Source organism: Bifidobacterium aemilianum, from assembly GCF_003315635.1.
In the GTDB taxonomy this organism is placed as follows: domain Bacteria; phylum Actinomycetota; class Actinomycetes; order Actinomycetales; family Bifidobacteriaceae; genus Bifidobacterium; species Bifidobacterium aemilianum.
The window spans coordinates 118,887-145,591 of sequence record NZ_PDCG01000005.1; the positions used below are offsets into that span (position 1 = coordinate 118,887).

21 protein-coding genes are annotated in these 26,705 nt (G+C 62.6%); 1 reads left to right on the forward strand and 20 read right to left on the reverse strand.

Annotated elements, in window-relative coordinates:
* Nucleotides 1–577: 577 nt before the first annotated feature.
* From CRD60_RS06320 to CRD60_RS06415, 20 genes are all read right to left on the reverse strand, one after another.
* Nucleotides 578–1,969, reverse strand: coding sequence for a hypothetical protein (locus CRD60_RS06320; protein ID WP_113860444.1), 1,392 nt, complete (start codon nt 1,967–1,969; stop codon nt 578–580).
* 10 nt (nt 1,970–1,979) lie between these two features.
* The gene (locus CRD60_RS06325; RefSeq protein WP_236630868.1) at nt 1,980–2,969 is read right to left on the reverse strand and encodes an ABC transporter permease; all 990 of its coding nucleotides are present in this window, start codon (nt 2,967–2,969) and stop codon (nt 1,980–1,982) included.
* A 17-nt stretch (nt 2,970–2,986) separates the two neighbouring features.
* Nucleotides 2,987–4,528: a sugar ABC transporter ATP-binding protein gene (locus CRD60_RS06330; RefSeq protein ID WP_113860445.1), complete on the reverse strand. Its 1,542-nt coding sequence runs from the start codon at nt 4,526–4,528 to the stop codon at nt 2,987–2,989.
* Between the two features lie 2 nt (nt 4,529–4,530).
* Entirely contained in the window at nt 4,531–5,490 is a 960-nt protein-coding gene (locus tag CRD60_RS06335; RefSeq protein WP_113860446.1) for an ABC transporter substrate-binding protein, read from the reverse strand.
* Between the two features lie 53 nt (nt 5,491–5,543).
* Complete coding sequence (locus CRD60_RS06340; protein WP_113860447.1) at nt 5,544–6,614, reverse strand: LacI family DNA-binding transcriptional regulator; 1,071 nt, start codon at nt 6,612–6,614, stop codon at nt 5,544–5,546.
* A 100-nt stretch (nt 6,615–6,714) separates the two neighbouring features.
* On the reverse strand, nt 6,715–7,494 hold the full coding sequence (pstB, locus tag CRD60_RS06345) for a phosphate ABC transporter ATP-binding protein PstB (protein WP_113860448.1): 780 nt from the start codon (nt 7,492–7,494) through the stop codon (nt 6,715–6,717).
* Nucleotides 7,495–7,584: 90 nt separating this feature from the next.
* Complete coding sequence (gene pstA, locus CRD60_RS06350) at nt 7,585–8,709, reverse strand: phosphate ABC transporter permease PstA (RefSeq protein ID WP_236630869.1); 1,125 nt, start codon at nt 8,707–8,709, stop codon at nt 7,585–7,587.
* Entirely contained in the window at nt 8,706–9,656 is a 951-nt protein-coding gene (gene pstC, locus CRD60_RS06355; RefSeq protein WP_236630870.1) for a phosphate ABC transporter permease subunit PstC, read from the reverse strand. The genes pstA and pstC overlap by 4 nt, the downstream gene beginning before the upstream one ends.
* A gap of 14 nt (nt 9,657–9,670) precedes the next feature.
* Nucleotides 9,671–10,831 (reverse strand): phosphate ABC transporter substrate-binding protein PstS, encoded by a 1,161-nt coding sequence (locus tag CRD60_RS06360; RefSeq protein WP_201737230.1) that lies wholly within the window; start codon nt 10,829–10,831, stop codon nt 9,671–9,673.
* A 205-nt stretch (nt 10,832–11,036) separates the two neighbouring features.
* Nucleotides 11,037–11,729, reverse strand: coding sequence for a 5'-methylthioadenosine/S-adenosylhomocysteine nucleosidase (mtnN, locus tag CRD60_RS06365; RefSeq protein ID WP_113860450.1), 693 nt, complete (start codon nt 11,727–11,729; stop codon nt 11,037–11,039).
* Between the two features lie 103 nt (nt 11,730–11,832).
* Nucleotides 11,833–13,062: a 3-deoxy-7-phosphoheptulonate synthase gene (locus CRD60_RS06370; RefSeq protein WP_113860451.1), complete on the reverse strand. Its 1,230-nt coding sequence runs from the start codon at nt 13,060–13,062 to the stop codon at nt 11,833–11,835.
* A 143-nt stretch (nt 13,063–13,205) separates the two neighbouring features.
* The gene (locus CRD60_RS06375) at nt 13,206–14,342 is read right to left on the reverse strand and encodes a 3-deoxy-7-phosphoheptulonate synthase (RefSeq protein ID WP_113860452.1); all 1,137 of its coding nucleotides are present in this window, start codon (nt 14,340–14,342) and stop codon (nt 13,206–13,208) included.
* 131 nt (nt 14,343–14,473) lie between these two features.
* Nucleotides 14,474–15,808, reverse strand: a complete 1,335-nt coding sequence (locus CRD60_RS06380; protein ID WP_113860453.1) for a C1 family peptidase — start codon at nt 15,806–15,808, stop codon at nt 14,474–14,476.
* A 118-nt stretch (nt 15,809–15,926) separates the two neighbouring features.
* Nucleotides 15,927–17,576: a cell division protein gene (locus CRD60_RS06385; RefSeq protein WP_236630871.1), complete on the reverse strand. Its 1,650-nt coding sequence runs from the start codon at nt 17,574–17,576 to the stop codon at nt 15,927–15,929.
* Between the two features lie 209 nt (nt 17,577–17,785).
* Nucleotides 17,786–18,484 (reverse strand): pyroglutamyl-peptidase I, encoded by a 699-nt coding sequence (locus CRD60_RS06390; protein ID WP_113860454.1) that lies wholly within the window; start codon nt 18,482–18,484, stop codon nt 17,786–17,788.
* Nucleotides 18,485–18,588: 104 nt separating this feature from the next.
* Entirely contained in the window at nt 18,589–19,716 is a 1,128-nt protein-coding gene (locus CRD60_RS06395; protein WP_113860455.1) for a polyphenol oxidase family protein, read from the reverse strand.
* A 166-nt stretch (nt 19,717–19,882) separates the two neighbouring features.
* Nucleotides 19,883–20,935, reverse strand: a complete 1,053-nt coding sequence (locus CRD60_RS06400; RefSeq protein WP_236630879.1) for a LacI family DNA-binding transcriptional regulator — start codon at nt 20,933–20,935, stop codon at nt 19,883–19,885.
* A gap of 466 nt (nt 20,936–21,401) precedes the next feature.
* Complete coding sequence (locus CRD60_RS06405) at nt 21,402–22,265, reverse strand: aldo/keto reductase (RefSeq protein ID WP_113860456.1); 864 nt, start codon at nt 22,263–22,265, stop codon at nt 21,402–21,404.
* Between the two features lie 206 nt (nt 22,266–22,471).
* A complete protein-coding gene (locus CRD60_RS06410) occupies nt 22,472–24,706 on the reverse strand; it encodes a DUF2207 domain-containing protein (RefSeq protein WP_113860457.1) in 2,235 nt (744 codons plus the stop codon).
* A gap of 24 nt (nt 24,707–24,730) precedes the next feature.
* Nucleotides 24,731–25,312: a LemA family protein gene (locus CRD60_RS06415; protein ID WP_113860458.1), complete on the reverse strand. Its 582-nt coding sequence runs from the start codon at nt 25,310–25,312 to the stop codon at nt 24,731–24,733.
* A gap of 512 nt (nt 25,313–25,824) precedes the next feature.
* On the opposite strand from CRD60_RS06415, the gene CRD60_RS06420 reads away from it, so the two are divergent.
* Nucleotides 25,825–26,705, forward strand: an 881-nt coding sequence (locus CRD60_RS06420) for a hypothetical protein (RefSeq protein ID WP_407923178.1), incomplete at its 3' end; no start/stop codon positions are given.

Sequence of the window (26,705 nt, forward strand, 5' to 3'; positions counted from 1 at the left end):
GCGGAACTGCCCCGCACAGAGGTTGCTGCGACTCATTCGGCTCTTGCGCCGAACACCTTGACCATAACACCGGCTCCCACCAGGAAAATAGCTACTGGCGATTGGGATTAGCCCTTATCGCCCAACTCCGGTTGCCAGGAAACATTCCGGACATATTGGGGCATCATAGGAGGAATATAATGAAAGATTAATAGGTAAATTCAGTTTTGGCCTGAAGGGCCAAGGCTGGCATCCATCCATTTGCATAGTCGCGGGAAGCAAAGGTGCCATGTCTTGCCATGTGAATCGCAAGATGGAATTCCCTGTAAATTCCTAATCCGCATCTCCACGGGCGTGTTGCCTTAAGCCAAGCCGGGACAGATCTCGGACCACCCCGATCTGATTCCCTTTCTCTCCTCCTGTTCATAGCGCAGGAGAAATCGGCCATTATTGCGCGACTATACCCATACTGAACAACGGCCGCACATCTGCCCCCATCTCACCAGAGCAGATATGAAGAGCCCTCCCCCTCCAGTCTGCCATCAAAGCTGCCAGCAGACTGGGGGGGGGGGATATGACCTTATGCCTCAGTTACAGATCACTGCTCAGCCTTGGCCCACAGCGGTGAGAGGGAAGCCTCCTGCGCCCTGGATCTCCAACCGGCTCCATAGGGGCCATAGATGGTACGGATATCCACATCGACCGGGAGGGCAGGGCATTCGTTCTCACCGTTGGTGCCCCAATTGACCCATCCGGACTGGGGCCTTTGCACAATCTGGAAGGCCGCCGACGCTTGAGATGTCTGCCAGACCATACAGCGGCCCGTAGCACTGTCGTACTCGGCGCTGCAGTCCGAGGGCCCCACGAAGATGGTCTCCTCATTCGCAGCCGACACATCAACCGCCCCTTGCGGGAACAACCAGGGACGATTATTGAGATCGGCAAGCACATGGGCCTTGGCCCTGACCTTGGCGAGGTGACGATTGAGGCTCCCATCCGCGAGCGCATGCTCCCAGTAGGAGAAGAGCCGCCAATAGAGATCCCAATGGGCATTGTCCAGATCACGGTTGAGGAGCTTTCTGAAGGCCTGGTAGCGGCTGCCATCAGGGTCGGCGGGATTGTCTTCCTCCTGGCTGGCTATGGTCTCCTTCACCTCCTCCTTCAGGCACTCGGCATATGGATCACCAGCCCGGTATGAGGCGTTGCTGTAGGAGTCGAAGCGGTCGAAGACCAGACGGCCCTGCCCACCCTCGAACTCATCTCCCACGGTGATGCAGTCCGTGACGCTTCGCCCGTTGACCCGGGTCTGGAAGGAGTCCACCTGGTAGACCCGGTCGAAGAAATCAGCATTGTGGTAGAAGGTGAAATCAACGCTGAAGTGCTTGGCCCTAAGTTCCGGCAGCAGGCCGTCGGGAATGCGGCCGGACAGCTGGTAACGGTGGACCACCGGGCCCTCCTCCAGCACACGGATGTCGGCCACCAGGTGTTCGGGAGGGTTGATGAGACCGTTTTCCGGGGTGAAGAAGGGACCGTAGAATCCTCCGATGGCGTTGTTGCCGCTCTGCAGCAGATCCACCCCCTCCTCCTTGCGGGCGAAATGGCGTATGCCCCACTTGGATGCCCCTTCTCCACGCCCGGTGCCCCGGCACAGTTCAATATCGAAATACCCGGTATCCAACCGTCTGAAGGCATCCTCCTCCTTGGTGGAGGGAAGTGTTGCGATGCCTTGCATGTAATCGCACTCCTCTTCGGTGGGCTCACGCAAGCTGAGTCGATCGCCATCCTCAATCCTGACCATGCCGAGGTATACCGGGTGTTCCGCATCGCCTTCCGTAACAAGCCGCTGAAAGACAAGTTCCTGCCCGCCGGCGGTTATGCCCAAGAGCACAGAAGCCTGGCAGCCAGCAGGACCACGGACCCGCAAGGGCTGGGGACGCGCGTTGCTGACCCCTGGTGCGCTGATGAAGTATCGAGAGGATTCCAATTCCATGTCTTCTTCCTTAGTCACTGAGTGCGGCTGTTTTACGCCCTAGCAGGTTGAACGAGAAGGAGTTCTGCTTGAGGCCGTCAATGAGCACGGCGATGATGATGACCACACCCTTGATGAGTTGCTGGGTGAAGAAGGGCACGTTCATCAGGACCAGGCCCGTGGTGAGCACGCCGAGGATGACGGCTCCGACCAGGGTTCCGGAGATCTTGCCCTTGCCTCCGGCCATGGAGGTTCCGCCCAGGATAGCGGCGGTGATGGCATCCATCTCATAGCCTGTTCCCGCGGTTGGCTGGGCCGAAACGACACGGGCCGCGAAGATGCAGCCAGCGAGACCGGCGCACACACCGGCGATGACATATACGGACAGCAGGACGCGCTTGACGTTGATGCCGGCCAATCGTGCGGCCTCGGGGTTGCCTCCGACCGCATAGACATGGGAGCCGAAGCGTGTCTTGTCCAGCATGACCCAGACCACGAGATACACGATGATCATGATGACGAAGGGAATGGGGACCTTCCATATATACCCGTTGCCCACGGCCCTGAAGGAGAGGTTGTTGTCGACGATCGGCAGGCCTCCGGTAATGGTGTATGCCAGGCCCCGCAGGAAGGTCATGGTGCCCAAGGTCACGATGAAGGCGGCCAGTTTGCAATAGGCGATCAGCCAACCGTTGACGAAGCCGGCAATTGCCCCCACCAGCACGCCCAGGAGGACAGCCAGGACCGGGTTCATGCCCGACTGGGCCGCCAGTACAGCCACACAGCCGCTGACGGCGATGGTGGATCCGACGGACAGGTCGATGCCGGCCGTGATGATGACGATGGTCATACCGGCCGCCAGGATGGCGTTGATGGATATGGACCTGGCCACGTTGAAGAGGTTGCTCATGGTGCCGAAGTTGGGTGCCTTGATGAGCATGAAGACCACCAGAAGGACCAGGACAAAGGGCATGCCGACCTTCTCCCAGATCGAGGCCCAGTCCATGTTCTTGCTTTTCATGATATATGACTCCTTTATCAATTCGTCCCCGATGCCATGGAATCCGCGGTCTGCGAGGCCGCCACCCCAGTGGCATAGGACATAACGCTTTCCTCTGTGGCCTCCTGGGAGGACAGGCAGGCGGCGATGGCTCCCTGCCGGACCACCAGGATCCTGTCGGAGATGCCAAGCACTTCAGGCAGGTCGGAGGAGATGACCAGGACGGCCTTGCCCTTGGCCGCCAAGTCGTTAATCAGCTCGTAGATCTCCTGCTTGGCTCCGACATCGACACCACGGGTGGGCTCGTCAAGGATCAGCAGCTCCGAATCCTTCAGTAGCCAGCGGGCGAAGATGGCCTTCTGCTGATTGCCTCCGGAGAGATTCGTTATGGGCGTGTGCTGCAGCCGCTTGAGTATATTGACCGACTCCATGGAAGCGACCACATCCGAGCGGAGCTTCCCCTTCGCTATGAGACGCAAGGGTGTGAGGTACTGATCGAGCGAGGAGATGGAGATGTTGTCCTCCACACTTCTCACCGGGAAGATGCTCTGGGTCTTGCGGCTTTCAGGAAGGTAGGCGACACCATGGCCTATGGCCTCCTTGGGCGACTTGAACCGGAACTCCTTGCCCTTCAGCCTGATCGTGCCGGAGGCATGGGGGTCGGCGCCGATAATGGCCCTGGCGATCTCCGTTCTGCCCGCTCCGACCAATCCGGACATGCCCACCACCTCCCCGGCATGGACCGTGAAGGACACAGCCGGGCCATCGGATTCCAGACGGAGGTCCTGAACGATCAGTTCCTCCGCGCCGACCTCCCTGGCAGGATGCTCGTAGAGCTTCTCAACCGTACGGCCCACCATCTTGGCCACAATTTCGTTCTGGTCGGCATGGGCTATATCCTTCGTCATGACTGTGTGCCCATCACGAAGGACGGTCAGCCTATCGGCCAAGGCAAAGACCTCCTCCATGCGATGGGATATGTAGATCAGTCCGGTACCCTGCTCACACAGCTCCTGGATGAGCCGGAACAGCTGCTCGGATTCGCCCTTGGACAGTGAGGCAGTGGGCTCGTCAAGAATCAGGATGCGGGCATGCTGGGCCAAAGCCTTGGCGATCTCCACCATCTGCTGCTCACCAACGCCCAACTCACCCAGCATCTGCCCCGGGTCAATGGAGGCCTTGATGGGGGACAGCTTATCCAAGGCGTCCTGCCGCATCCTTTTCTTGTCGATGAGGCCGTATCGGTTCTTGGGCTCATTGCCCAGAGCCAGATTCTCGGCCACAGTCATGGAGGGGACCACGTTGAGCTCCTGATGGATGATGGCTATGCCGTGCTCGGCCGCATCCTTGGGGGTCTCTATATCCACAGGCTCCCCATTGATGAGCACCTGCCCGGAGTCTCGTTTGAGATTGCCTGAGAGGATGTTCATCAGCGTGGATTTTCCCGCGCCGTTCTCTCCCATCAGAGCCAGCACCTCATGTTCATAAAGGTTTAGGTTAACGCTGTTGAGGACCATCACACCTGAGAAGCTCTTACGAATATCACGTATCTCAAGCAAGGGTTTCTTGGATTCCACCATCCTCACCACCCCTTGTAATCCTTGACGCTATCACGGGTGACCATGACGCTGGGAATAAGGATGGTCGACTTCTTGGGAGCCTTGCCCTCGACGGTATCCTGGCCGTACTTGACAGCCTGACGGACCATCTCGGCAGGATTCTGGGTGGCTGTACCGACGAAGGGGGAACCGTCGCGTTTGAGTTCATCGACGGCCTGGGGGCTTCCATCCACCCCCGTCACGACGATGTCCTTCTGGCGGCCAGCCTGCTCCACAGCCAGGGATGCGCCCAGAGCCGATGGGTCGTTCATGCCGAAGATACCCTGGACATCCTTGTTGGCGGTCAACATGTCGGTGGTGACTGTCAGGCCCGTGGCCCTATCATTCTTGGATGCCTGCTGGCCGACCACCTTGATGCCAGGCGTCTTCTTCAGCGCCTGCTTACAGCCCTTGATGCGGTCTGTGATGGTCTGGATGGGGGTTCCATCGACGATGAGGATGTTGCCCTTGCCGCCAAGCCGCTCAGCCAGGTATTCGCAGGACTTCTCACCGGCCTGTACGCCATCGGTGGTGACCACAGCGTTCGCCCCCTTGGCGGGGGTGTCGACGGCGACCACGATGATGCCGGCATCACGGGCCCTCGTGATGGCGGGCTGCAGACCGTTCTCATCAACCGCCGAGACAATGATCAGGTCGACGTTCTGCTCAATGAAGGAGGAGATCTGATTGTCCTGGGTGGCCAGGTCCAGCTGGGCGTCCTGCACGTTGAGCTTGGCACCGATCTTCTTGGCCTGAACCTTGGCCTGCTTGTCCATGGAGGAGAAGAAGGGATTGGACATATCCTGGACCATCAGTCCGATGCTCTTGATCTCGGTGCGGGTGTTCACTGCCTTATGCTCCTCGTCGCCATTGCTGCATCCAGACAAGAGCATGGTTCCCGCCAGCAGGGCGGACAAGGCCGCAACAATCTTCTTGGTTTTCATTGTGTTTCCTTTCGATATACCGAACAGCCTTTGTTCGATATGTCTTGCGCCCATCAACTCGTATGAGCTGGGCAACCACAGGACTCCCTTATTCTCAGGGATGCCCTCATGGTCTGATGGATGGGTTTCGACGACTCTGCCGACCCCTCCCCTGACTGGTATACCTCCTGTTCTCCTTCGATGAGGGTAAGTAGATGGTCAGCCGCCTTGCTGCCGATTCCATAGGAATCCTCGGCGACCAGGGTGATGCCCGGAGAGATGAGATCCGACCAGGTGAAGTCATCGAAAGCCACCAAGGCCATATCCTGTGGAATTGAAAGCCTCCTCTGGCTGAATGCCTTCATCAGACCGAGAAGAATGGGGTTGTTGCCCGCTATGACCACATCGGGAAGTTCCTTGTGGCCGCGAAGGTAACGGTCAATCTGCATCTTGGCGGACCCCTGATCGTTGCCGCATTCCAGGACCTCGATCTGAGCGCCACATGCCTGGGCGGCAGCCTTGAGCCCCTCCTCTCGCACATAGCGGCTATTCCAGACCGAGGGGTAGATGACCAGCAGCCAGCGCTTGAAGTGGTGATGGGCCAGGTGGTCGCCAAGCTTGGCTGAGGCATCGACGTTGTCGGTGGTCACATAGGAGAAATCCTCGGCGGCATCGCCGGGCACGGAATCCACGAAGACGACCGGCACCCTCCAGTCGTGAAGCCTTTTGCGGCTGACGTCACTGAGGGCCAGGGTGGAGATGATCCCGCCCGGCCGATTCTCCATGACCTGCTGTAGAAGTTCCTGCTCGCTGCTTTCCTCATACCGCCCGTTGACGGCCATATCAGCAATCAACAGGTTCTCTCCCCGGGCCTGGAATACACTTTCGATGCCGGAGATCAGATCCAGATAGTAGGGGTTCGACATGCCTGCCGTCAGTAGGGTCACCGACCGGTGGACCCCCCTTCGCAAGTCGCGGGCGTTGGCGTTGGGAATGTATCCCAAGGAATCAGCCGTCTCCAGGACATGGGCCCGGGTCTTGTCGGAAACCCCACTGAGACCGTTGATGGCACGCGAAACCGTGTAGATCGACAGGTCCAGTTCCTTGGCCAGGTCAGTGAGAGTAACGCCTACTTTTTTCTTCATCGAATTTCCTAAACGTTTATTTTACTGATGAAATAATTTTATGTCCTATTGACCCTTCAGTCAAATTCTTTGGGCCGACACAGGCCGGCGGGCGGCGAACTCAGCCGAAACGGCCGGAGATGTAGCGCTCGGCCTCCTCGTTCTGGGGGTTGTTGAACATGGTGGTGGTGTCCGCGAAGTACTCCAGGTGGCCTGGCTTGCCCACGGCCTTGAGGTTGAAGAAGGCCGTGTAGTCGGCGATGCGGGCGGCCTGTTGCATGTTGTGGGTGACTATCACGATGGTGTAGTCGTGCTTGAGCTCGTTGATCAGGTCCTCCACGGCCAGGGTGGAGATGGGGTCCAGGGCCGAGCAGGGCTCATCCATGAGCAGGACCTGGGGGTGGACGGCTACCGCCCGGGCGATGCAGAGCCGCTGCTGCTGACCTCCCGACAGGCCCACACCCGGCTTGTTCAGGCGGTCCTTGACCTCATTCCAGAGGTTGGCTCCACGCAGGGCCCATTCGACCAGGTCGTCGGCGTCTGACTTGGAAATCTTACGGTTGTTGAGCCTCACCCCTGCCAGGACATTCTCCCGTATGGACATGGTTGGGAAGGGATTGGCCCGCTGGAAGACCATGCCCACGTCACGCCGGACAGCCACAGGGTCCACGCGCTTGCCGTAGAGGTCACGCCCCTCCAGCAGGACCTTGCCGGTGATATGGGCTCCGGGAATGATCTCATGCATGCGGTCCAGGGTCCGCAGGACGGTGGACTTGCCGCAACCGGAGGGGCCGATGAAGGCGGTGACCTGGTTTGATTGGATGTTCAGGTTCACATCCTCCACGGCCTTGAAATCGCCGTAGAAGATGTTCAGATGCTCGATGTCGATCCGCTGTCCCATTGCTACCTCTCCGCCCTACTGCTGCTTGCTGTACTGCTCGTCATATCCTGCCCCATGGCCTTGTCTGCAACCATCTTCCCCACTCCCCCGCTAGCGCTCCGTCTTGACCGAGAAGACCCGGGCCACCAGGCGGCCGATCAGGTTCAGGACCAGGACCAGGATGATGAGGGTCAGGGCCGCGGCCCAAGCCCGTTCCATGGGGATGCTGCTGACACAGCCCGCCCCGCCGTCCGCCGGGCAGGTGACCGTGAGCTTGCTGTATTCCTGGTATACGTATACCGGCAGGGTGGTCATCTGGCCGGAGAAGAGGTTGAGGTTGGTGGAGGAGATGAAGCCGGCCGTCATGAGCAGGGGTGCGGTCTCACCGATGACTCGGGCGATGGCCAGGATCACACCGGATACGATGCCGGGCAGGGCCGTCCGCAAGACGATCTTGGTGATGGTCCGCTGCTTGGTGACGCCCAAGGCATAGGCGGCCTCACGTAGGTCGCCCGGCACGATCCGCAGCATCTCCTCGCTGGACTTGACCACGGTGGGGATCATCAGCAGGGAGAGAGCCACCGACCCCTCAAAACCATTGATGGTGCCGGGGCCGAAGACGATGGAGAACATGGAGAAGGCGAAGAGGCCGGCCACAATGGAGGGAATGCCAGACATCACGTCGACCAGGAGCGAGATGGCCCGTGCCAGACGACCCCCGTGGGCGTATTCAACCAGGTAGACCGCGCACATCAGGCCGATGGGCACGGAGATGACCATGGCCCCCAGGGTGACCTCCAGGGTGCCGATGATGGCGTGCTCGATGCCACCGTAGCCGCCGGATGGGGTCTGCAAGCCGCCGATGACACCTGACATGTTGTAGGTCAGGAAGTTCCAGTTGAGGCGTTTGATGCCGGCCGCCAGGGTGGTCCACAGAACCGAGATCAGCGGTATCAGCGCCATCAGGAAGGCCAGGAAGACCAGGACCCGCATGAGCAGGTCCTTGCGCTTGCGGGCCGCGATGAAGGAACGGGTGGGCTTGAACTTGTCGAAGTCGATGACCGGGGCGGCGTCGTCGGTTCCCGAAGGCTGTACCCGGTTGGGCTGGCCGCCCCCGGCAGTCGCCACGGCTTGCCGCCTGGCTTGGTCGGGCATAGCCTTGTCGGCATCCGCGACCCCACCCACGGCAAGCTCTTGGGACTGCCCTGGCAGCCGTTGATCGCGCCTGTCGCTCACTTGGCCACCTGCTTTCTGGTGATGCGCCGGGCCAGATAGTTGACCAGGAAGGTGATCAGGAAAAGGACCAGGCCGGTGCCGATCAGGGCCGAGACTCCCTGGCTGTTGGCCTCCGGGTACTGGGCGGCGATATTGGCCGCGATGGTCTGGTTCTGCGAGGCCTGCAGGAGCTTGACCGAATACTTGAGTCCGGGCGAGAGAATCATGAGCACAGCCATGGTCTCACCCAGGGCTCGGCCCAGCCCCAGCATGGAAGCCGAGACCACGCCCGACTTGCCGAAGGGCAGGACGGCCAGCCGCACCATCTCCCACTTGGTGGCTCCCAGGGCCAGGGCAGCCTCCTCGTAGAGCCTGGGGGTCTGGGCGAAGATGTCACGGGACATGGAGGTGATGATGGGCAGGATCATGACCGCCAGGACCACTGCGGTGGTGCCTACGGTACGGGCCGGATTGGCCACAGGACCGGCGAAGATCGGAATCCAACCCAGGTATTTGGCCAGGAAGGCCCAGAAGGGTTCGATGGCCGGCACCAGCACGATGCCGCCCCAGAGGCCGTAGACCACGGAGGGGATGGCCGCCAGCAGGTCAACGATGTAGTTGAGGGCTGATGCCAGGGACTTGGGCGCGTAGTGGGTGATGAAGAGGGCGATGCCAATGGCCACGAAGAAGGCGATGAGGAGGGCAAGCCCTGCCACCAGAACCGTGCCGAAGACCAGGGGCCCCACGAATTGCAGGAAGTTGTGGGCGCGCCCGCCGGTGAAGGATTCGATGGTCTCGACCTTGGCCTGCCGGTCGCCGGCGATGATCGGCCAAGCCCTATAGAGCAGGAACACGGTAACCGCCGCCAGCGCCAGGAGGATGATGATGCCGCAGGCGTAGGCCACACCCTTGAAGATGGCATCGGCCCGTTTGCCGCTGACCGGCTGGTCCAGTTGCTCGGTGGTCACGTCCGACTCCTCCCTCATTTGCCCTGGCCTTGCGAGGATGGCGAGGAGACGGAAATCAAGGAGATGCTCTTCATGACCTTGGCCCGGGTGGCCGCGCTCAGGGGAACGGCTCCGGCATTATCGGCGACCAGTTGCTGGCCGTCACGGCTGACCTCGTAGGTCAACCAGGACTTGATGAACCTGGCCGTGTCGGCATCCTGGTAGGCCGGGCAGGCCACATCGTAGGAGACCAGCAGGAGAGGGTAGGCGTTGGCGGCCTGGGTGCCATGGTCCAGTTCGATGACCAGCCGCCCGGGGCCTGAAGCCTCCTGGCCGATCTTGGAAGAGTCAACCACGGTGGAGGCGGCCTGGGGCGAGTATGGCACGTAGGCCTGGCCGACCTTCAGGCTGACGGTGCCCAGGGTCCCGACCTTGGAGGCATCCACATAACCGATGGTGCCGTCGGCCTGGCCAACCGTCGAGGCGACCCCGCTGGCTCCCTTGGACCCCTGCCCCACATCGTTGGGCCAGTTCTCCCCCGCCTCGTAGGGCCAGTCCTCGCCGGCCGTGTCCTTGAGGTAGGAGAGGAAGTTCTTGGTGGTGCCGGACTTGTCGGACCGGTGAACCACGGTGATGGGCTTGGCGGGCAGGTTGGCCTTGGGGTTCTGCTCCTTGATGGCCGGGTCATCCCAGCTGCTGATCTTGCCGTCGAAGATCCGGGCGATGGTGGCCGGGTCCATGTTCAGGTGTTTGTCCTGACCTGATAGGCCCTTGAGGTTGTAGGCCACGGTGATGCCGGAGACGTAGACGGGAACATCAAAGGCGGAGCCCCCGCCCGCGCAAATGCTCTTGGACTGCTCGATGGCCTGCGCATCAAGGGGGGCATCGGTGGCGGCCCATGCCGTGGCTCCAGTCAGGAAGGTGGAGATCCCGGCTCCCGACCCTGTGGGATTGTAGGCTATCTTGACGTCACGGTTATGCCGCTGGTACATGGCGATCCAGGCTTCGACGGCACCCTGCTGTGAGGAGGCTCCAGCCCCCTGGAACTCACCGGAGATCTTGGACTTTCCAGCGGATGATGCCTCGTTGGCCTCTTGGGGAACATTGTCACCGCAGGCGGCCAGGGAAAGCGTGGCGGCCACAGCACAGGCGACGGCCAGCAATCGGACCTTGGTCTTCTTACCCTTGTCTTGCACAATCACCCTTCAAGATTACCGAACGGGCACTACCAGCCCCGGCCTTGCACCCTCGGCAACGAATCGGGACCTATCCTTGCCCATGCCGTTCCGCACACATGACGGGCCAGCCGACCTGCCGGCACGAGGGGATTCATAGCCCGTCAGAGAGATGACTGAGCCATATTCCCAGGCCGAATTGAAGGAAACTGCCCGGCTCCTGCCATTAGAGCCGACGGACGATGTTCACCGTGAGCTTGGCGGCGGTGTCGGCGTATTCGGACACGTCGAAGTCCTTGAAGGTCTCATATTCGGTGTCGGCGTTGTCGCTCAGGGCACGGATGACCAGGGCGGGCACGTCGTTGCGGGCGGCGACATGGGCCACGGCGGCCCCCTCCATCTCGACGGCGTCGGCATGGGTCTGCTCGGCCACCTGGGCCACGGCTTCAGGGTCGCCCACGAACTTGTTGCCGGAGGCGATGGTCCCGACGATGTGGGTGATGCCCATATCGTCCAAGGCCGCCTGAGCCAGGTCGAGCAGGCGCGGGTCGGAGTGGAACTCCTCGGTCTGGGGCTTCCACTGGGCGATCATGCGCATGTCGGAATCCAGGTAGCGCAGGGTGCCGCCCAGGACCACGTCGTTGATATGCAGGCTCTTGTTGAGGCTGCCGGCGATGCCGGAGAAGATGACCTGATCGGGGCGGATGCTGTCGATCAGGTACTGGGTGGTGGCGGCCGCGTTGACCAGGCCCATGCCGCCCACGGTTGCCGCCACGCTGATGTCCTCACCGGCATTGGACGTGATGGAACCCCGGTAGACCTTCAGGCTGGCCCGCTCCTCTATGCTGACCTGCTCCAGGCTCCTGGCGATGTGGTCGACTTCCTCTTCAAGGGCTCCGATGATGGCAACGCTTGTCATGCCACTTCCTTACTGTGCGACGATTGGTGTGCTTTGAGCATATCCTGCAGCCCACCCAAGGCCATGGCTGGGGCGGCCAGGCCCGGCCCCCGCAATAAGCCTCTCAAGCCTGCCGCCGGGCGCTGACCGAGTCGGCCAGCAGGCGCAGGAGCCGGTCGGTCTGCGGCCAGGAGATACAGCGGTCGGTGATGGACTTGCCATAGACCAGGCCACCCAAGGGCCCTTCGGGCTGGTTGCCCCCTTCGATGAAGCTTTCCATCATGATTCCGATGATGTCCGGCTCACCTTGGGCTATGCGTCCGGCCAGGTTCTCCACCACCCGGGCCTGCTGGACCTCATCCTTGCCGGAGTTGCCGTGGGAGCAGTCGATGACCAGCCCCCGGCAGGCGGCCGAATCGGCGGGCATCTCGTCCCGGATGGCCTGCATGGCTGTGGCGACCGAGGCCTGGTTGTAATTGGGCCCATGAACCGAACCACGCAGGACCACATGGCAGTCGGGGTTGCCCAGGGTCTCGACGGCGCAGGCCCGACCCAGATGGTCGATGCCGAAGAAGGTGTGCTGCTGGGCGGCAGCGTAGCAGCCGTTGACCGCCGCTTTGACCGAGCCGTCGGTACCGTTCTTGAAGCCGACCGGCATGGAGAGGCCGGAGGCCAGCTGCCGGTGGACCTGGGATTCCGTGTTGCGGGCGCCGATGGCCCCCCAACTGACCGCGTCCGAGATGAACTGGGGCGAGGTCGGCTCCAGGAACTCGGTGGCGGCGGGCAGTCCCCTGTCCAGTACGCCCAAGAGTATCCACCGGGCCAGGAGTAGGCCCTTCCTGATCTGGTGGCTGCCGTCGATGTCGGGGTCGTTGATCAGGCCTTTCCAACCCACAGTGGTCCGTGGCTTCTCGAAGTAGACCCGCATGATGATGAGCAGGCGGTCGCCCAGCTCGTCCTTGAGCTCGGCCAGGCGTTCGGCATAGTCGAAGGCGGCCTTGGGGTCGTGTATGGAGCAGGGACCGACGATGACCAGAAGCCGGTCGTCCCGCCCATTCATGCAGTTGCGAATCTCGTCCCTGGATTCAGCGACCAACCTCTTTGCCTGGTCTGACATGGACAAGTCGGAGAGGACCTGTGCCGGGGTTGGTAGGGGGTCAAGCTCAAGAACCCGCCGATTGATGATCCGGTCCACTCCAACCTGGTCCTCCCAGCGGGGCACATCGGTCTGTGCAAGGGGGTCCCTCCCCTCCCTCATGGCCTGATGGATGGCCTGCAATTGCTCCGGACTCTGCATAGCTTCCCAGGAAGCCGGGCTGGTCTGCCCCTGCGGTCCATCTTGCATATCCTGCATGGTCTTGTCTCCTTGATAGCGCTTCTTCAAGGATAGCCCGCTGAGGGCCGCAAACACACAAACGTGCCAACTGTCAATCGTCAGCCACTACCGGAACCTTCTGGCACATGCCTGGCTACAGCCATGCCACCAGGCACGAGGCCTCAGCCAGCCAGCTGCCTCCGGGCGGTCACGGCCTCGGCCAGGGTGCCCAGGATCTCTTCGGTGGATTCCCAAGGCACGCAGGAGTCGGTCACTGACTGCCCGTAGACCAGCTGGTCCAGGGGGGCCGGGGCCTGGTGGCCACCCACCAGGAAGCTCTCGAACATGACCCCTAGGATGCCCCGCTCGCCTTGGGCGATCCGCCCGGCAAGTTCCTGTAAAACCTTGGCCTCACGGACCTCATCCTTGCCGCAGTTGCCGTGGGCCGCGTCGATGACCAGTCCCTCAACCCCAGGGCCGGTCAGCTTGGAGGCCCGCAGGTCCTCCAGGGCCTGGGCCACGGATTCACGGTCATAGTTGGGGCCGCTGCTGGACCCGCGCAATACGATATGGCAGTCTGGGTTGCCCTTGGTCTCCGCCGAGATGACCTTGCCATCCAGGTTGATGGAGAGGAAGTGGTGTTCCGCCGAGGCGGCGTAGCAGGAATCGCAGGCGGCCTTGACCGAACCGTCGGTGGAGTTCTTGAAACCGATGGGCATGGAGAAGCCCGAGGCCAGCTCCCGGTGGACCTGGGACTCCGTGTTACGGGCCCCGATGGCCCCCCAGCAAATCAGATCACACAGGTATTGCGGAGTGATGGGGTCCAGCCATTCGATGGCCGTAGGCAGGCCCATGGTCAGCACATCGGTCAGGACCTTGCGGGCCATCCACATGCCCTTGCGAATATTGAAACGGCCATCCAGGTCGGGGTCGTTGATCAGGCCCTTCCAGCCCACGGTGGTCCGTGGCTTCTCGAAGTAGGTGCGCATGACAATCAGCAGCCGGTCCTTGACCCGCTCGTTGACGGCCGCCAGCCGTTGGGCATACTCATGGGCGGCCTGGGTGTCATGGATGGAGCAGGGGCCGACGATGACCAGGAGCCGGTCGTCACGCCCGTGCAGCACATCGCGGATCTCCTGGCGCGAACGCAGGACCAGATCGCACATCTGATCGGTCAGGGGCAGTTCCTTGAGGAAGGTCCGGGGGGCTGGAATCGGGTCCAATTGGCGTATATTGACATCAACCGTCTCTGGAAAGACGGCACGCTCTCCCAGGGACTGCCGGTCTTCACCATTGCCTGGGCCTCGCCGCTGTTCCATGGTCCGCTCCTTCAGCTTTTCCTATGTCTGACTCAGACTAGTCGCACCTGCCACGATAACGAACAGCCGGTCTACATAGTGGTATGCAGACCGGCTGGTTACCCTGCCATCAGCGGGGCGGCGTTCGCCTGTCAGGCCAGGGCACCCATGGGGTCCCAGGCCGGCAGCATCTGGGCGGGCTCCTCCAGGGCCTTGCGGTATTCCTCGGGCAGCATGGACTTGGGCACGGCCACCTCGTAGACATACTCGCTGAACCAGTCGTCGGACATGGTGAAGTAGCCCTTGTCGGCGACCTTGGAGCCCCAGGAGTTCTCGACACGCCAGCGGCGGGTCGTGGTCCCGTCGGCGGCCACATCCACACCCGCGAAGGCCATGGCGTGATTCATGGCGGAATCGGCGAAGCGGACCCGCTCCTCCTTGTCCAGGTCGAAGTTGACCCGGTAGACCTTGCCGTACTCGAAGAGGTCGGTGGCCCAGGCGCCGGACTCCCGGTCCATCATGGGGTGGCAGTCAGCCCCGAACCAGACCGGAATGCCCTGCTCGGACAGGAGCTTACGCACGCAGTCCTTCATGAACCGGTTGGGCACGTTCAGGTACTCGGTGGGGTCGCCTCCGGCCACATTGCCCAGGTGCTCGATGCCGATCTTCTTGCCCTTGGGGTGCTCGGCGCGGGGGTCGTCCACCAGGCAAACGTAGTCCTCCAGGCCGGCCGTGACGTACTTGTGCCAGAACTCGACGGGAGTGACCTCACCGTCGCGGTGGAAGTTGCCGTTCTCATCGGTCCACTCCCAGTCGAAGCTCTTGGGAGGCTCACCCAGATGGATGGTCAGGATCCGGTGGGCGGCCGCAATGGTCTGCTCCACGATCTGGTCGATCTCGGCCTGACTGGCGTACATGTGGGCCACGGCCGTGTGCAGGAGGGAACGCAGCTCGGTGTTCATCTGGCTGGTGTCGGTGGAGGAGGCGGTCTCGGGGAAGAAGTCCTTGGGAACGGCGCCGTACTTCTTGTAGATGTTCATGGCCATGGTCCACTGGCCGCCATCTCCCATCACGTCTGACAGGAGATGCTGCATGAGGCGGGAGTCGACCTGCTCGCCGCCACGGATCAGCTGGGCCACATCACGCAGGAAGTAGTTGGACCGCTCCAGCTTGTCGTAGTACATGGCGTAGTTCTGTGAGAACTCGAACTCCTTGAGACCCAAGGCCTTCTTGGCCACGAAGCGGGCCACGTTCAAGGAGCTGAAGAGCCAGCAGCGGCCGGAATGGTTCTGGTTGGTGGCCTCGCCGTTGTCGACGGTCACCGAGAAGCGGCGCTGGAGGCGGCGGGCACGGTCGTAGTTGTGGGCGACCTTGTCGATACCGACAGCGGTCACGGCGTTCATGGACATGCGGTTGACCGGGTCCTTATCGAAATCCGTGCGCAGGGTCTCCAGCTCCTGCTGGCCCAAGGGTGCGATATCGCTCATGCTCGCCGATACTCCTTTTCGATTGCTTCAGATCTGGCCCGGCCCACCGGGGCAGGCAGGGCCACTTAGGGACACCAGTACCTTATCGCAGGGTGCCCACGTCCGCGGGAGGCGAACGTCAGTTCTGGCCGCGATGCAGGGAACCTGAGCCAGGCTCGAAGGACACCGGCATGGGGTCATCATCTCCAGCCTCCCCCGCTTGGGATCCATCGGCCTGATCCCGTTCTGCGGCCCCAGCGGCATCGGCACTTTCGGCGGCTTCCGCGCCGGTGATGTCCCTGATGTCATCGGTATCGTCGACGTCATCGGAATCGTTGGCGTCACCGCTGTCATCAGCGTCACGGGCGTCACCAGCCTGCTCGGGGCCCTGGCCGGCAGCCTGGGCATTCTCGAATTCGTCATCTGCAGCGACCTGTTTGCCGCCCTGCCCATGTCCGGGCTCGGCGATGGCGTTCATAAGGGGAAGCTTGACTGCCGCAAGCCCCTGGTCGGTCTTGGGAGCATTATCCTGGCCCAGGTCGGTGCCGAAGTCGGCGAAGGCATTGGAGAAGAGGGACCTCAGCTCGGTCACCCGCTGGGTGATGGTCGATTCGCGTTCCTGAAGCTGGGCCAGGTGCTCCTTGAGTCCCTCCAGCTCCGCCTGGGCGGCGGCACGGCGCTTCTCGATCTCCTGATCGGCGTCCTGGCCGGCCTTGCTGATGATATTGGAGGCTTGCTGGTCGGCCTCCTCACGCTTGGAGGCGCTGTAAGCGTCAGCCTCCTGGCGGATGGTCTTGGCTTCATCGATCAGCTGGTCGGCCTCCTCCTTGGCTGCGGCGCGGCGTTCCTCCAGTTGGGCCAGCAGATCCTTGACCTTGGCCGAGGCCTCATCCTGCTGGTCGGAGACATCTTTGCGGATCTGCTCCACCTCCGCGTTGACCTGGCTGAGCACCTTGGCCTGCTGAACCTTGGCCTGGTCCTCGATCTCCTGGGCCCTGGCCTGGGCGGCATCGGTGATCTCGCCGGCCTTGCGCTGGGCCTCCGTGGTCATACGGGAGACCTGCTCGCGCACATCGGCCAGCTTCTTGTTGGCCTCGGTCAGGGCGGCCTCGATCTGGTCGTTGGCCTCGCCCTTGAGCTTGGCGACCTCCTCGTTGACGGCCTTGCGTTGTTCGGCGATCTGCTGGGTGGCGGCGGCCTTCATCTCGGCCAGCTCACGCTCCTGGGTGGACCGCTCGGATGCCAGGCGCTTCTTGTGCTCCTCCCTGGCGTTGCTCAGCTCCACCTCCAGGGTCTCGCGCTGTTCGGCCACGTTCTTGGCGGTCTGCGAGCGCAGCTGCGCGGCCTCCTCCTCGGCGCTGCCGATGGTCGACTCGGCCTCGGCCTTGGCATTGTTGAGCAGGGTCTGGGCCTTGGCCTTGGCGTCGTCAAGAATATGCTGGGCGTCAAGCTTGGCCGAGTTGACCAGGGTTTGGGCCTGGGCCTGGGCCGCGGACCTGGTTGAGGCGGCATCCTGCTTGGCCCGGTTGAGGAGTTCGACAGAGGTCTGCTCGGCCGAGGCCAACATACGTTGGGCATTGGAACCCAGGGAGGCGAAGGAGTTGTCCTTGTTGGCCTTGCGGACGTTGTTCTTCTCCTCCTGGAGCTGGGCCTGGAGCTGAAGTATGGTGTCGTCGCTGGTCCTGACCTGCTCTCGCAAGCGGTTCAGGGTCTCCTGGGCGCTGGCAAAGGCCTGGTCGACACTCTCCTTCTCATAGCCGCGCAAAGCCACTGGAAAACGATCGGTCATACTGCATTCCTTTCACAAGCCTGCCGGCACACACCTGATATGTCTGCCTGAAAAGCAAAGGTTGACGCTGGGGCTGGGGCTGGCCGCACAAGGCGCCTGATATGCACTTTAGCGCACCCAGGGCGGCCGAAACCCCTGTATACAGAATGCACACAGATACTCTGCGACCGGCTCGTGCCCCGTTCCGGCTGCCTTGCCTGCCACTGGGGTCAGGAGAGCAGAATCGCACCGGAAGACGGCTGCAGGTAGTAGCGCACCGTCTGCCTGACCAGGTCGGAGCAGGCCTGGATCTGCTGGTCCAAGGGAAGGCCGTGCTGGGAATGGGCCGATTCGTTGACAATGGGGAAGCTGAGGAAGCCCGCCAGCTTGTGCTTCTGGCCGGCGGTCCAGTCCAGCAGGTTGTAGAAGAGGGAGTTGCAGACGAAGGTGCCGGCGTCAGAGCTCAGGGTCGCCGGAATGCCACGCCCGTTGAAGTCATCCATTATTGAGTGCAGAGGCAGGCGGGTCCAGTAGGCGGCCGGGCCCTCCGGTTTGATGGGTGTGATGGGCTGGCTGCCGTCCGCGATGCCGTTTTGGGCCGGGGCTATCCGGTCCATGAGATTGGTGGCGCAGCGTTCCAGGAGCATGCCACGGGCGGCCCGCTTGAGACCGGTGGCGATGATGATGTCGGCCTGCGTGGCCTCGATGGTCTCCTGGAGGTTGGACCAGGCATCCTCGAAGCTGATGGGCAGGCTGACCGAGTTGATGGTCAGGTTCACGTCGGCCAGGGGGTCGTCGAAGTCCTGGTCGGAGGCCTTCAGAGGAAGCAGTCCCCGCTCGGCGATGGCCTTGGGGACCTCGTAGGAGGGGTTGACCTTGATGCCCTCGTAGGGGTTGAATCCGGAAATCACGACCTTGATCTCTTGCATAGGTACCAGTGTAGCTGCCCACGACCACCTGCGCCGGGACACGGAGCCGGAGACCGCCCTGCTCGCCGACCTGACCGACCGGCATGGAAGCGGCGACTTGCTGGTCAGTCCTCGCGCACGATGAGGGCCAGCATACGACCCTCCCGGAGCTTATGGGCCAAGGCTGCCCGGCGGTGGGAGTACCAAAGGGGATTCTCCAGGGTGCACAGGCTGTGGTGAATCTCTCCCAGGCGTTCAGCCAGGTCGGGCATGCCCTCGCCATCCTGCCGACTCAGGTCAGCCAGCTCCTGGTCTGCCGCCAGATACTGGGTGGCGGCGGCGACCCGGCGGGAGGAATCAATGAGGCTGTCACGAGGAATGCCCGCCTTGGCCAACCCCTGGCGGGCGGCCAGGGCCAGGTCGATGCTGGGGCCGCCAAAACGGCTGAGTCCGAAGCTGCCGGGGAACTGGGCGTCGAAGTCGTCGGCCAGGTCGGCACCGACCTCGTAGCAGTCCCCACAGATGCAGGGCCCCAGGGTGGCAACCATACGTCCGGTCCTGCCACCCTTGGCCACCATGAGCTCGACGGTGGAGGCGATGATGCCACGTTGCAGACCCTTGCGGCCGCAATGGGCGGCGGCGATGAGTCCGGCCTCCGGGTCCGCCAGCAGCACCGGCAGGCAATCGGCGGCGAAGACTCCCAGGGCCAGACCCTTCTGGCTACTGACCTGTGCATCGGCCTCAATGACCCTGCCGGCTCCCGGCATCTGCTCTGGACTGCCGTCTTGATGGCTCTGGCCGCTGCTGACAGGCGAGGCTTCAGCGGCCAGAGCGCCGCCTGAATGGTCGATCAGTCTGGGGCCGTCCACACCCTCGGCAGGGCTGCTGAATGCTGGGGAGACCTTTGCTGCCGGGGAGACCAACAGCTCGTCCATATCGACGGCCCGGCCCGAATGAACCTGGCTGACCAGGGCGACGTCAACCCCCAGCTCCTGGGCCAGGGCCTCCCTATTGGCCTGGACCAGGGCCGGGTCTTCCCCTCCCTTACCGCCCAGGTTGCAGGAGGCGAAATCCCCCTGGCTCACCCCACCCAGTCGGGTGGTATAGACCACCTTGACACCCGGCGCCAGGGCAATGGGAATGGTGACCGGAATGGCCCTACCCGCCTTATCAGTCGGCGACAGGGCCGAACTATCCACAATGGCCTGGTCCCCGGGTTGACCAGCCCACACATCAACAGCTTCAGAAGACATGGAACCACCCTAACCCAACCCCTGCCAGACCACCCTGACGACAAGCATCTCAACCACACACCAGACCCAGTGACCAGCGGCAAAGGACTCTCCCGCCAAGGTGTGGGCCATCCCCTGCCCAAGAACCGAACGTCAAGACTGGGGCGGCAGGAGTCGAAACTGGGGCTCAGAAGACCGGGTCCAGGTGGTTCGGGTCCACGGTGAGTCTGGTGGATTCACGCACCACCAGTTTGGGGGTCAGGATCCTGCGGTTGCCGCTCACCGGCTCACCGGCCAGCAGCCGGCAGAGCAGGTTGGCCACCTTGGTGCCGTATTGGCCGGCGTCACGGTGGACGGCGGTGATGGAGGGATAGGTGGCCTCGCACACGAAGCTGTCCTCGAAGCTGACCATGGCCGGCAAGCCGTGGGGAAAACGTTTGCCACCCAAGCCGCCCCGGTCGCCACGAATCATGACTTCGGCCAGGACCCGCATGGAGGAGGCAGCCATGGTCTCGTTCTCATAGATGAAGGCGGTGAAGGGGTGCGGGCCGGAGAGCTTGCTTTGGGTCAGCGCGGAGGCCGTGGCCGGATCGAAGTCGGTGAAGTCCACGGAGCTGGCCTCCAGGGCATGCTTGTGGGCAAAGCTGCGGAAGGCCTCGACGCGGGCCTGGCTGTAGTCCAGGCGCTCATCGCCGGATAGGTAGGCTATGGACCGGTGGCCCATCTGGGCCAGGTGGTCCAGGATGGTCCGCATGGTCCGGGAGTCGTCGATGGAGAGGGAGGGTATGTTCAGCACCGGGTCGGGGCCGCCGGCCAGCACAGCTGGCAAGCCCAGTTCCGTGAGGAGGGCTGGGCGTGGGTCATCGGCACGCAGGTCCACCAGAATGACCCCATCTACCCGTCGGCGCCTGGCCCAGTCCCGGTAGGTGGCCAGTTCCTCGGTCAGGCTGGCGCAGGGCCGGTAGAGCAGACCGTAGCCCTTGGTGCTCAGTGAGGAGTGGATGCCGGCCATGAAATGGAGCATGAAGCTTTCGGTCTGGAAGCCGTCGGCGGAACGGGCCGGGGCAAATCCTACAGTCATGGTCTTGGACGACCCCAGGGCCTGGGCCGCATAGGCCGGACTCCAGCCCATGGCAGCCGCAGCCTCCTTGACCCGCCGTTTGGTCTCGTCCGAGACCCCTGGTCTGTCGTTGATGGCGAAGGAGACGGCTGTTTGGGATATGCCCAGCTCCTGAGCTATGTCTTTGAGGCCGACCCGGGGGCGGTTCCTGGCCTCCGTCGGCTCGGATTCCTGAACGCCGGCCTGGGAGCCACGAGCAGACGACGAGGTGGACTGCCCTCCCCGCTGGGTCTGTCGAGAGGCGTTGCCAGAACGGCCGCTCTGGCCCTTACCTGTGACTCCCAAGGCCTCCACCCTTCTTTCTTGCCTGAACCTGCGCCCAACCGCCACGCCACCCTCTGGCGTGACGGCGCCCCATGCCTACGCAAACCATAGGTCAGTGCGGGCGAAGATCCGCAAGCATGACATCCACCGTCAGCTCAGCTCACTTGCTCCCACCACTATAAGACGAACTGGCCCCCATGCGGGTATGGTGGAGCAAAGCCCACATTCCCTCACTTCTGCTTCGGTACTAGGGGTGAAGGGCGGTGATGGGGTGGCGACGATGGCCGGGTAGGCCCCAAGCCCTGTGACACCTCGCACGGACCTAGCCCAGCTGGGCCAGTTCCTCAGGGCTCAGAGTCAGGTCACCGGCCTTGAGGCTGTCAAGAATGGTCTGTGGCCGGTGAGCGCCGGGAATCACGAAGACATGGCTGCCCTTGGCCAGCTCCCAAGCCAGAACCACCTGCTGGTAGCTGACGGCATGGGCCTGCGCGACCCTACGGAAGGGGTCGAACTTGGTCTCGTCCTTGGCCTTGCGGTAGCCGCCCAGGGGGCTCCAGCAGACGAAGGCCAGACCAGCCTGGGCGCAGTAATCCAGCGTGTCCTGGGTGCTCAGGTAGATGGGTGAGTACTGGTTCTGCACGGCCACCAGGCTGGACCCTAGAATCCCCCGGGCCAGGCCGATCTGCTCCATCGATGCGTTGGATATGCCGATCTGCTTGGCGACCCCCTGGTGGAGAATCTCGGCCATGGCCTCAATGGACTCCTGGTAGGGCACCTTGGGGTCGGGCCGGTGGAAGTAGAGGAGGTCGATGGCCTCGACGCCCAGCTCCCTGGCCGACTCCTTGGCGTGCTGGATCAGGGCCTCTGGCCTGCCGTCCACATCCCAGGTGGGCTTGCCGTCGGTGAAGTTGCGGAAGTGGCCGACCTTGGTGGCCACCAGCACCTCCTCGCGCGGGCCCTTCCATGTAGCCAGGGCCTCACGCACCAGCTTCTCGCCGGTCTGTTCGGGGCCGCCCGAACAGTAGTAGGACCAGGCCGTGTCAATCTGCCGGCAGCCGGCGCCAAGGGCGGCATGGATGGTCTCAATGCCCTGCTCCCAACCCAGGTTGTTCTCCAAGGTCAGGGGCATCTCCCCCAAGCCGATCCTTGTGGTCCCATATGGTCCCAGATTGCCTTGCGCTACCATGATCGTCTCCTTATCGGGCTGTCCTTGCCCAGTCATCACTTCAACATCACCCCGGGCCGGTCCGGCCAGACCAGGCACGTAGCCGCAACCGAAACACACCCATTGACTCCAGCCTAGACAGACTGGCGTGGTCTGGCAAGCAATCTAGGCACAGTCCACAGCCCGGCGGCACATCCACCTAGATCAGCCAGCGTGGTCACACTGAGTCAGCGACCTCCGAAGGACCCGCCGCCGAAGCCACCGCTGGACCCGGAGAAGCCACCGCCGCCGGAGAAGCTGCCGGATGAACCGGACGAGGAGCTGGCCTGGGAGATCGTCGACTGAATCTGCCCGAATCCCGATGAGAGCTGGGCTCCAAGGTCGCCGAAGTTGGCGCTCATGGCAGGCCCGCCCCCGCCCATGGCACCCTGGGGCCCGGAAATGCCACCGTAGCCCCTGTAGCCGTTTCCATACCAACGGTATGGACGGTAGTTGAAGTAGAGGAGGGAATTGGAGGCGTACTGGTCCAGCCAGGCCGGATCCTGGATCTGGGGGTAGGCCTGGGCCAGCTGGCGCAGGACCTTGTCGGAAATACCAAAGGCCGTGGCGTAGACCAGGTATTGGTCCCAGAGGATCAGATCCGCTGCCCCCCGGTCGGAGAAGTCACTGAAGTCCTCCATGTAGGCCTTGAATCCCAAGACCTGACCGGCCAGGGGCTGCCCAGGCTCGGTCACCCCGTACTTGACCTTCAGGAACAAGGCCAGGAAGGAGCAGAAGACGATGGGTGCCCCGACCAGCAATCCGATTACGGTGGTGGAGACGAAGGAGCCGAGCACCATGATGCCGATTCCGGCAATCAGGCCGATCAGACCAGCCGCCGCAGCCTGTCCATCCACCCGTCGGCTGGCCCCCAAGACGGCGAACTGGTTCTTGACCGTGGTGGTGAAGGTCTCCTGCAAACTGATGGTCGCGGTCTGGTCCTTCATGCTCTCCCCCATCTGCTTGAGGTCGAAGACCGGCGAACCAATGTCCCGGGAGACGGCCACCAACAGATTCAGCAGGGCCGATTCCGATGGGGTCAGGGGCAGGGTGGCCGGCTGCTGCAGTGCGACCGGCAGCAGGACCAGGGTCGAGCTGGCCTGCAGCTGGCTGGCCCGCCCTGGGTCGGCGGTGACCATGCCGTTGATCTGGACCGGATTGGTCTGGAGCATATCGATGCCCCGGTAGATGTCCGCCGACCCCGGGTAAATGGCCAGGGCCTTCTTGCTGGCCAGGGACAGCAGGGTGGCGGCCGTAAGCCGAGACATAAGGTCTCCGGCCCCGCTCCCGTTATCCAGAATGTCCTCCAGCTGCCCGGCGTTGGCTGGATCAAGGTCCGGGGGAATCCGCCGGTAGTCGACCGTCCCCCGGTAGCCATAGCGCCCGCTGGCCATGGAAGCGTAGAGGGCCCAGACCACCAGGGCGAGCCCCGCCACAATCAGGAGTATCCACAGGCCCAGGGTCATACGGGCCTTGGTTCGGCTCCAGCTCTCCTCCTGCCGTTCCCGCTTGACTATGGCCTCCTTCTGGTTGCCCTGCCTGGTAATGGGCGGGTCCTTGAGGGCCTTGGCAGGGAACATGGTCACCAGGTCCACGTGCTGGCCGGAGCGGATGTCCTGGGCGGTCAGGACCAAGCTGTTGCCGGAGCCGCGCTCGGTGGTGGAGGCGCCGGAGAAGTGAAGCCAGGCCTTGACCTGGTCCTTGCCCACGCTCTTGGGAAAGCTAACCTTGGCGGTCATCCTGCCGATGGGCACCTGGTTGGCGTCGCCCATGGGCTCCCACTTGAAGGTGGCCACATCGTCGTAGCGAATGGCCACGCCCTTCATGGTCATGGTCACGTCGAACTTGAGACTGTCCGCGGATTCGGTCACCGGTATGTTCCAGCCGATCTCCACGGTCTTGGGAGAGGTCAGGGGCCGGTCTGGGTCATACTCGGAGGGATTGTCGGCCGACCCTTCAGTGATGTACCAACCTCCGGCGTAGCCCTTGTTCCAGACCTCATCGCTCCCTATTGAGCTTGGGTCAACAGCCCTGTCTTCCTCGTAGACCTCGCCGCTGCTGACATTCTTCACACTGATATCGGTGATGCCCCGGATCTGCTTCGGGTCCAGTTTGTACTGCTGGTAAAGCTGCCTCCAAGGCTTGGTATGCCCGTCATCCGACCGTTCGCGCAGGCGCATGTCGATATGCTGGGTGATCCGCATGTCGCCGTTCTCCAGCACCTGGGCCTCATAGTCGTCCGTCCGGTAGCTGAGGTCGGGCGCGGAGCCGTGGAGGGAGAAGGCCAGCAGGGCCACGAAGGCGATGGCCAGCGTACCCAGCAGGGCCAGGCCCAGGGCCCGCCACCAATGCCGGGGCGCCTTGACCTCCTGATCCGCCTTACCGGGGTTCGCACTGTTCACAGCAGCAGCCTGAGCCTCCATGGCACCGGCCTCCTTCCGAGCTTCCTAGAACTTAACCTGGGGCACCTGGCGGGAGGCTTCGTCGGCCTGGAAGTACTGGGCCTGGTGGAAGTTGAAGAGGCCGGCGATGATGTTGCTGGGCACGGTCTCGATCTTGGTGTTGAATTTCTGGACCACGTCGTTGTAGAACTGGCGGGCGTAGGCGATCTGCTGCTCCAGACCGGAGAGCTTGCCCTGCAGGTCAAGGAAGTTCTGGTTGGCCTGCAGCTGCGGGTAAGCCTCGGCCGTGGCCCGCAGGTTGACCAGGGACTGGCTCAAGGCCGACTCGGCCGCAGCCCGCTGAGCCGGTGTGGTGTTGGGGTCGGATGCCGCCTGCATGGCGTTGGACCGGGCCTGGGTCACCTGGGTGAAGACGGTGGACTCGTGGCTGGCATAGCCCTTGACCGTTTCGACCAGGTTGGGAATCAGGTCGAAGCGCTGCTTAAGCTGCACGTCGATCTGGGCCCAGCCGTTGCCCACACGGTTGCGTAGGGTCACCAGGTTGTTATAGACCCCGATGCCCCATATGACCACAATCACGATGATGGCTATAACAACCACCAAGCCAATGACCAATCCACTCATCATGCCACTCTCCTTCTCTGCCACTCCATTATGGTGGCGATGCATGGGCACCCTAATCCTGGGCACCTGCCCGGTACCAGCTGCGTTCTTACTCCTAATAGACCAAGGCACTGCCATTATTCTCTCAGATGGGTGGTATGAACTCCTTGTACAGGGTCTTCTCATGCAATGGTGTTATTATCCGAAAGCAGATAGTCTTTTGGGAGTACTCTTGACTGGACTTTGGGGGAAGTCGCAGGGAGAGACAGACCAATCACACCAAGCGAGACCCGGGACCCATCTGAAGGTGTCCGTCCGTGGCTGCGGTGTGCTGGCCCGAATATTGAGAAGGAACCAATTCCGATGTTGAACACCGCACTGCGCGCCATCCTTGCCGGACTGCTCACTCTGGGCATGGCCGGCACAAGCATGGAGAATCCGACCCCCCCCCCCCCGTGAGCGAATCTGAACCTCACAGCAGCACAGCACAACAGACAACAGAACACATCAGCAGTACCCTGCGGCAGCTCTCCTCAATGACGAGCAGAACCCAACCGGACCGGCAGGCAAGCCCCTCACAGACGAACGGGACCAGCAGAACCGGCGACACCAGCAACACCGGCGCACCCAGGGCCAGCGTAACCGGCGGCGCCCAAACCGCCGAGACCGAATCGGCGGACACCGCACGCAACCGCACAAGCAGCAGGACTGCGGACATCAAACGAACCAGCACAGGCAGATCGGCGGACACCGGTCGCGCTGGCCGGACCCGCACCATAGCAGACACCACACCGGCACCAGATGGCACGAACGACCAGAGCAAGCCGGCGGACAGCCGGCAGTCCCCAACCCCCACACCCTCTGATAATCCCATCCTTCCCCACAAGGAGAAGACAGAAGAGAGCCCGGTACCAGGGAAGTCATCGGAAGCAGACAAGCCGTCCGGGCAGGCCCCCTCACCCAAGGGGTCCACCCCGCTCACTCCCTCAGACAAGACAAGCAACCCCATCGCCCCCTTGTCCGGCTCGGCCGCAGGACCGGTTTGGCAGTCCACACCAGACAAGCCCTGGCTGATGCGCGGCGGGGTGATCCAACCCAGAACCGGTTGTGCGGTGGGCTCCAGCCCCTTAAGCGACTGCTTCCCCGACACCAACCTGGCCCTGGCCATGGCCCAAACCCTGCACGGCAACACCAACGTAAGCCAGACCCTGACCAGCACCGACATCACCACCACCAACATCCTCAACCTCAACAACAAAGGCATCAGCAACATTGAAGGACTCCAACGCTTCACCCGTTTGACGAGTCTGGATTTGGGGTCCAATGATCTCAGGGACGGCAGCCTGGCGCCCCTGGGCACGGGCTCGCTGACCTTGTTGGCCAGACTGTGCCTGGATCAGAACCACCTGACCGACCT

Bases quoted from the DNA above. Each gene is read 5' to 3' on its own strand.
- CRD60_RS06405 (WP_113860456.1), bottom strand. From the start codon at position 22,265: ATGGTAGCGCAAGGCAATCTGGGACCATATGGGACCACAAGGATCGGC.
- mtnN (WP_113860450.1), bottom strand. From the start codon at position 11,729: ATGACAAGCGTTGCCATCATCGGAGCCCTTGAAGAGGAAGTCGACCAC.
- CRD60_RS06325 (WP_236630868.1), bottom strand. From the start codon at position 2,969: ATGAAAAGCAAGAACATGGACTGGGCCTCGATCTGGGAGAAGGTCGGC.
- CRD60_RS06385 (WP_236630871.1), bottom strand. From the start codon at position 17,576: ATGACCGATCGTTTTCCAGTGGCTTTGCGCGGCTATGAGAAGGAGAGT.
- CRD60_RS06375 (WP_113860452.1), bottom strand. From the start codon at position 14,342: ATGGAACAGCGGCGAGGCCCAGGCAATGGTGAAGACCGGCAGTCCCTG.
- CRD60_RS06330 (WP_113860445.1), bottom strand. From the start codon at position 4,528: ATGGTGGAATCCAAGAAACCCTTGCTTGAGATACGTGATATTCGTAAG.
- CRD60_RS06410 (WP_113860457.1), bottom strand. From the start codon at position 24,706: ATGGAGGCTCAGGCTGCTGCTGTGAACAGTGCGAACCCCGGTAAGGCG.
- CRD60_RS06380 (WP_113860453.1), bottom strand. From the start codon at position 15,808: ATGAGCGATATCGCACCCTTGGGCCAGCAGGAGCTGGAGACCCTGCGC.
- CRD60_RS06370 (WP_113860451.1), bottom strand. From the start codon at position 13,062: ATGCAGGATATGCAAGATGGACCGCAGGGGCAGACCAGCCCGGCTTCC.
- CRD60_RS06415 (WP_113860458.1), bottom strand. From the start codon at position 25,312: ATGATGAGTGGATTGGTCATTGGCTTGGTGGTTGTTATAGCCATCATC.
- pstB (WP_113860448.1), bottom strand. From the start codon at position 7,494: ATGGGACAGCGGATCGACATCGAGCATCTGAACATCTTCTACGGCGAT.
- CRD60_RS06390 (WP_113860454.1), bottom strand. From the start codon at position 18,484: ATGCAAGAGATCAAGGTCGTGATTTCCGGATTCAACCCCTACGAGGGC.
- CRD60_RS06340 (WP_113860447.1), bottom strand. From the start codon at position 6,614: ATGAAGAAAAAAGTAGGCGTTACTCTCACTGACCTGGCCAAGGAACTG.
- CRD60_RS06395 (WP_113860455.1), bottom strand. From the start codon at position 19,716: ATGTCTTCTGAAGCTGTTGATGTGTGGGCTGGTCAACCCGGGGACCAG.
- CRD60_RS06320 (WP_113860444.1), bottom strand. From the start codon at position 1,969: ATGGAATTGGAATCCTCTCGATACTTCATCAGCGCACCAGGGGTCAGC.
- CRD60_RS06335 (WP_113860446.1), bottom strand. From the start codon at position 5,490: ATGAAAACCAAGAAGATTGTTGCGGCCTTGTCCGCCCTGCTGGCGGGA.